This window comes from Thalassolituus sp. UBA2590, assembly GCF_002339775.1.
In the GTDB taxonomy this organism is placed as follows: domain Bacteria; phylum Pseudomonadota; class Gammaproteobacteria; order Pseudomonadales; family Oceanobacteraceae; genus Thalassolituus.
In genome coordinates, this window is sequence record NZ_DDKU01000150.1 from 569 (window position 1) to 6032 (window position 5464).

The window sequence follows — 5464 nt, forward strand, 5'->3', positions numbered from 1 at the left end:
TGAAACTTTGTTCCACGTGGAACACACCCCAATCAATAAACGCCCTGCGCTCTTCCGGCGAACCCGAAAGCAACTTAAAGGTATTCGGCTCAATGATCTGAACCGGCAACCAATGCGCTGCTTCAGCCTGGCTTGTCAGAACAGAACCATTCAACTTAAGAAGATGGTCCCCTGCCTTCAAACGCAGAGATTCCATTTCGCATGCACCCATATCCGGATCTTCAATGGAAAAACGCATTTCCATCCGATCATTATCGTGGGCAAGCACATGCTTAAGCTGATTAGTACGAAATGACTTACCGGAAGCCATTACAGCAATTCCTTCAAGAATGCTGGTTTTGCCGGAGCCGTTATCTCCGTAAATGAAATTGACGTGGGGATGGGGATCAAAGATCAGTGGCTGCAGATTACGCACACCACTGATCCTGAGATGCCTGACTGGCATAAATCAGAAACGCCTGAGACTACAGACGCATCGGCATAACAACGTACATAGCGTCAGAGCTGTCTGGCTCTTCAATCAATGCGCTGCTGTTTGCATCCGACAGTGTGAACTTAACCTGTTCGGTTGAAATAACGCCAAGAACATCCTGAAGGTAAGAAACGTTGAAGCCGATCTCAAGCGCATCGCCCTGATACTCAACCGCTGTCGTTTCTTCGGCTTCTTCCTGCTCTGGGTTATTCGCGAATACCTGAAGCGTATCGGTACCCAGTACCAGGCGAACACCACGGTACTTTTCATTAGAAAGAATCGCAGTACGGTTAAACACCTGACGCAGATCTGTACGATCAGCCAGAACCACGTTACTACCGCCCTTAGGAATCACGCGGCTGTAATCCGGGAACTTTCCGTCGACCAATTTCGAAGTGAAAGTAAACTCTTCAGTTTGAGCACGCAGATGGTTGGCACTCAGCGACAGGCTTACGCTGGCTTCTGGATCAGTCAGCAGTTTCGCCATCTCCAGAACACCTTTACGCGGCAGAATGATCTGACGTGTTTCAGCCAGACCAGAGACTTCTGTAACACAGGTCGCCAGACGGTGGCCGTCGGTAGCAACAGCGCGCAGACTGTCCGCGGTAACTTCCATCAGCATACCGTTCAGGTAGTAACGAACGTCCTGCTGCGCCATGGCAAAGCTTGAGCGATCAATAATATGACGCAGGCTGGCTTGTGGCAGAGAGAAAGACTGCTCGTCGGCAATCGCATCCACGTTCGGGAATTCCGTCGCAGGCAGAGTAGAAAGCGTGAAGCGCGAACGACCTGAGCGAACATTAACGCGCGCTTCATCCTGTTCGATCTCAATCTGAGCGCCATCCGGCAGAGAGCGACAGATATCCATCAGCTTTTTCGCTGGAACCGTAATCGAACCTTCCTGGCCGACTTCATCAAGAGTGACCCGGCCTACCAGCTCAACTTCAAGGTCGGTACCTGTGAGCGACAGCTGCTGACCTTCAATTTCAAGCAGTACGTTTGAAAGTACTGGCAGAGTCTGACGCTTTTCTACAACACCTGCTACCAATTGCAGTGGGCGCAGAAGGGCTTCCCTGGATATTACGAATTTCATGGTTCTCCACTCGGTCCGGAGCCTGAGCTAACAGGCGTTAGGTTGTCAGTAAGCGCAGCAGGTTCTTATAATCTTCCCGCACATCAGCACTGGATTCCTGCAATTCTTTAATCTTGCGGCACGCATGCAAGACCGTTGTATGGTCCCGGCCGCCGAACAATTCGCCTATCTCAGGCAAACTGTGATTTGTCAGTTCTTTGCTCAATGCCATGGCGACCTGGCGAGGTCGCGCGATCGAGCGTGTACGGCGCTTAGATAATAAATCAGACATCTTGATTTTGTAATACTCTGCGACCGTACGTTGAATATTTTCAACGCTGACCTGTTTATCCTGGAGCGCTAATAAGTCTTTCAGCGACTCCTTAATAAAAGGTAGAGTGATTTCACTGCCCGTGAACTGAGCATTTGCAGCGACACGCTTCAGTGCCCCTTCCAGCTCACGCACATTAGAACGAATTTTCTGAGCAATAAAGAAAGCAGCATCATCCGGAAGATTCATCCCTGTCTGCTCGGCCTTCTTCATCAGAATTGCCACACGCGTTTCAAGCTCTGGCGGCTCAACCGCTACCGTCAGACCCCAGCCGAAACGTGACTTCAGACGCTCTTCCAGCCCCGCGATCTCTTTCGGATACCGATCACAGGTCAGGATCATCTGCTGACCACCTTCTAATAAGGCATTAAAGGTATGGAAGAACTCTTCCTGTGAGCGCTCTTTGCCTGCAAAGAACTGAATATCATCAATCAGCAGAGCATCGAGGCTACGATAAAAACGCTTAAATTCGTTAATCGCACCCAGTTGGAGTGCTTTCACCATATCCTGAACAAAACGCTCTGAGTGCACGTAAAGTACACGGGCGTTCTTGTTCTTGGTTTGTAAGTAATTACCAACCGCGTGCATCAAGTGGGTCTTACCCAGACCAACACCACCATATATAAAGAGTGGGTTGTACGAACCACCAGGATTATCGGACACCTGCTTCGCTGCGGCATGTGCCAGCTGGTTCGACTTACCTTCTACAAAGGTATCGAAAGTGAAGTTCTGATTAAGGAAGCTCTGATGCTGCAGGCCACCCTCTACCTGCACCTTTCTTTTAGGTGGCGGAGTCGGTGCAACCGGCGCGGGCTCAGTTACCGGATCAACCACCGCAAGTTCGGCAGCTGACGGGCCAGAATCTTCAGCAAACGCCATAGGTTCAGCACTGTAAGAGCCGCCCAATGGCGCAGTTTCTATCTTAGATGCTGGTTCTCGCGGCGCGGCAAAGCTCATCGTATCGTCTTTTATAGAACGAGGCTCTGGGCGAGGCGGCGGTGTCGTCGGACGCTGAAACATAGGACGGGACTCACCCGCTACGATATTAACGTGCGTGAGCAAGCCGCCATTAAGATCTGAAATGATTTCCTGAATCCGCTGCAGGTACTTATCTCTTACCCAGTCTTTTACAAACCGGTTAGGCGCACTCAGGACGAGCTGTCCATTATCAGCGCTGGCGGTCAGAGGACGAATCCATGTGTTGTATTGCTGTGCGGGTAACTCATGCTGCAGATACCCCAGGCAGTCTTCCCACAAACCCGTCACATGCACCTCTGATCCTGACGTCGAAATGAATAGCTATAAAGAAGACGGACATACTACCCGAGGAAGTGCTGGTTATCCACAGAAATACGTCATTCTGATGAACAAAGTTACCACCTGACCTGTGGATAAGTCTCTTAACAGCTTGTCTTTTAAGGGGTGAATGAAATTGTGAACAACTCGCGATCCGGTCATCACTGTGCATAACCCATGGTTTCGTCCACCAGATGAACCCAACTTCCGGACAGTCTTTACCTCGTTTATCCGCAGACTTATTTCGAGTCTAATCCATTGAAAATAATAGAGTTTTTTGAGTTATCAACAGAATTAAGCGCCCGTTTTAATAATAACTTCAGATTTCTTCTCTTCTTCATCACACATCATCAGTACTTAAAACATAAATATTCATCAGAATGACCGGTCTTCACGTTTTTCAGAAAGTTCATAAACAAAGCCATCTCGGCGTTGCGTTAAGTGTTTCTTTTGCATACAATTCCCGGCCCTAAAAATTGCCCTGATTATCTGGGCCTGTTCACACTGACTGGGTGATGATATGAAACGTACATTTCAACCAAGCGTACTGAAGCGCAAGCGTACTCATGGTTTCCGTGCCCGCATGGCAACCAAAAACGGCCGTCAGGTTCTGGCACGTCGTCGCGCTAAAGGCCGTCACAGCCTCGCTGCTTAATTGCTGTAACTTATCTGCGCAGAGAGAAGTATGCCGGACCATTGCTTCCGTAAAGACTTACGGCTGCTGAGACCGGCAGAATTCAAACGTGTTTTCGATAACACAGCTCTGCGCGGTAGCACGCCTCACCTTCTGGTACTGGCTGCTCCCAACGAACTGAACCGACCTCGTGTCGGTTTTGTTCTGGCGAAAAAACAGCTCAAGCTAGCGGTAGATCGCAACCGGGTTAAACGCCTGGTCCGCGAATCTTTCCGACAGCATCAGCATGATCTCGCCAGCCATGACTTTGTCATTTTGGCACGTTCGGGAATCGTTCAGCTGGACAATCAGCAGATTCGTGAGATGATCGACAGCCTCTGGTTCAGACTGAAGAAACCCCATGGCAAACACCAAGGCAGAAAACGCAAACCGCGGCGTTAATCCTGTAGCCAGGATAGCCCTGACGCTGATTTCTGTATATCGGTATGCCATCAGTCCGATGCTTCCCAGCCGCTGTCGATACTACCCCACTTGTTCCTCATACGCTGAAGAAGCCATCCGTCGTTACGGAATCCTTCGTGGAGGCTGGTTAGCACTTCGTCGTATTGGCCGTTGTCACCCATGGGGTGGTCACGGTGTCGATCTGGTACCAGATCTGGAAACACACACTCATTCAACTCATTGTTGCCAACGGAAACCCTGATCATGGATATCCGCCGTTTAGTCATTTATGCAGGACTTGCGATCTCCTCTTATATGCTGATTCTTGCCTGGAATCAGGATTACGGAACTGAGAACGTTACGACCCCAGTTGCTGAAACCAGCAACGAATCAGCACCAGATTTTGGTTCTGACACCCCAGACACTTCCGATGCTGTAGATGCAGATGTACCGGATGTCAGTGATCAACCAGCGGTCAGCTCAGCTGATATGCCTGAAGTTGCCGCACCGACGGGTGACGTCATCACAGTACAGACCGACGTTCTCAACGTAGAGATCAATCCTAAGGGCGGTCAGGTTGTTTCGGTTCGTTTACCTCAGTATTCAAAGTCGATTAAACAAAAAGACGTTCCATTTACCTTGCTCGAAAATAGCAATACTCGTCTCTTTATCGCACAAAGCGGCCTGGTTGGACGTGACGGCATCGACAAAAACAACGGTGCGCTGTACAGCACTGAAAATACTGAATACACGCTGAACGAAGGCGAAGACACACTCGAAGTTGTGCTGACTCACCAGTCTGAAAAAGCGTACGTAGAAAAAATCTTCACCTTCACCCGTGGTGAATACCTGATGGATGTGCGCTACAAAGTACGCAACATCTCGCAGGAGCCATGGCAGGGTGCGTTTTATGCACAGCTGAAGCGTGACGGTTCTGATGACCCTTCTCAATCAAGCAGCATGGGTATGCAGGCGTATCTGGGTGCCGCACTGACCACCAGTGAAGAGCGTTACCAGAAAGTAGGTTTTGATGACCTCGAAGAAGGCAAATTCAAAAGCGTTGAAGAAGGTGGCTGGGCTGCCATTCTGCAACACTACTTCGTATCTGCGTGGATTCCTGCACAGGATCAGCAGCACACCTACAACGGTCGTTACGTGAAAGGAAACTACATCTTTGGTTTCTACGATAACTCCGTCAGCGTGGCTCCGGGCGAAACC

General features: G+C 49.8%; 7 protein-coding genes. 4 read left to right on the forward strand and 3 right to left on the reverse strand.

Annotated elements, in window-relative coordinates; genetic code table 11:
* The 3 genes from B2067_RS12690 to dnaA all read right to left on the reverse strand — a co-directional run.
* The coding region (locus B2067_RS12690; RefSeq protein WP_301388689.1) for an AAA family ATPase at positions 1-415 on the reverse strand (415 nt) is incomplete at its 3' end.
* Between the two features lie 49 nt (positions 416-464).
* Positions 465-1565, reverse strand: coding sequence for a DNA polymerase III subunit beta (dnaN, locus tag B2067_RS12695; protein ID WP_301388690.1), 1101 nt, complete (start codon positions 1563-1565; stop codon positions 465-467).
* 37 nt (positions 1566-1602) lie between these two features.
* Complete coding sequence (dnaA, locus tag B2067_RS12700; RefSeq protein WP_217693564.1) at positions 1603-3141, reverse strand: chromosomal replication initiator protein DnaA; 1539 nt, start codon at positions 3139-3141, stop codon at positions 1603-1605.
* 550 nt (positions 3142-3691) lie between these two features.
* Here dnaA and rpmH point away from each other — a divergent pair.
* From rpmH to yidC, 4 genes are all read left to right on the forward strand, one after another.
* Positions 3692-3826, forward strand: coding sequence for a 50S ribosomal protein L34 (rpmH, locus tag B2067_RS12705; RefSeq protein WP_068435451.1), 135 nt, complete (start codon positions 3692-3694; stop codon positions 3824-3826).
* A 30-nt stretch (positions 3827-3856) separates the two neighbouring features.
* Positions 3857-4246 (forward strand): ribonuclease P protein component, encoded by a 390-nt coding sequence (gene rnpA, locus B2067_RS12710; protein ID WP_273091328.1) that lies wholly within the window; start codon positions 3857-3859, stop codon positions 4244-4246.
* 58 nt (positions 4247-4304) lie between these two features.
* Positions 4305-4508 carry a membrane protein insertion efficiency factor YidD gene (yidD, locus tag B2067_RS12715; protein ID WP_245820043.1) on the forward strand — a complete coding sequence of 68 codons (204 nt, stop codon included), beginning with the start codon at positions 4305-4307 and terminating at the stop codon, positions 4506-4508.
* Between the two features lie 2 nt (positions 4509-4510).
* Positions 4511-5464: membrane protein insertase YidC (gene yidC, locus B2067_RS12720; RefSeq protein WP_301388692.1), on the forward strand; the 954-nt coding region annotated here is incomplete at its 3' end.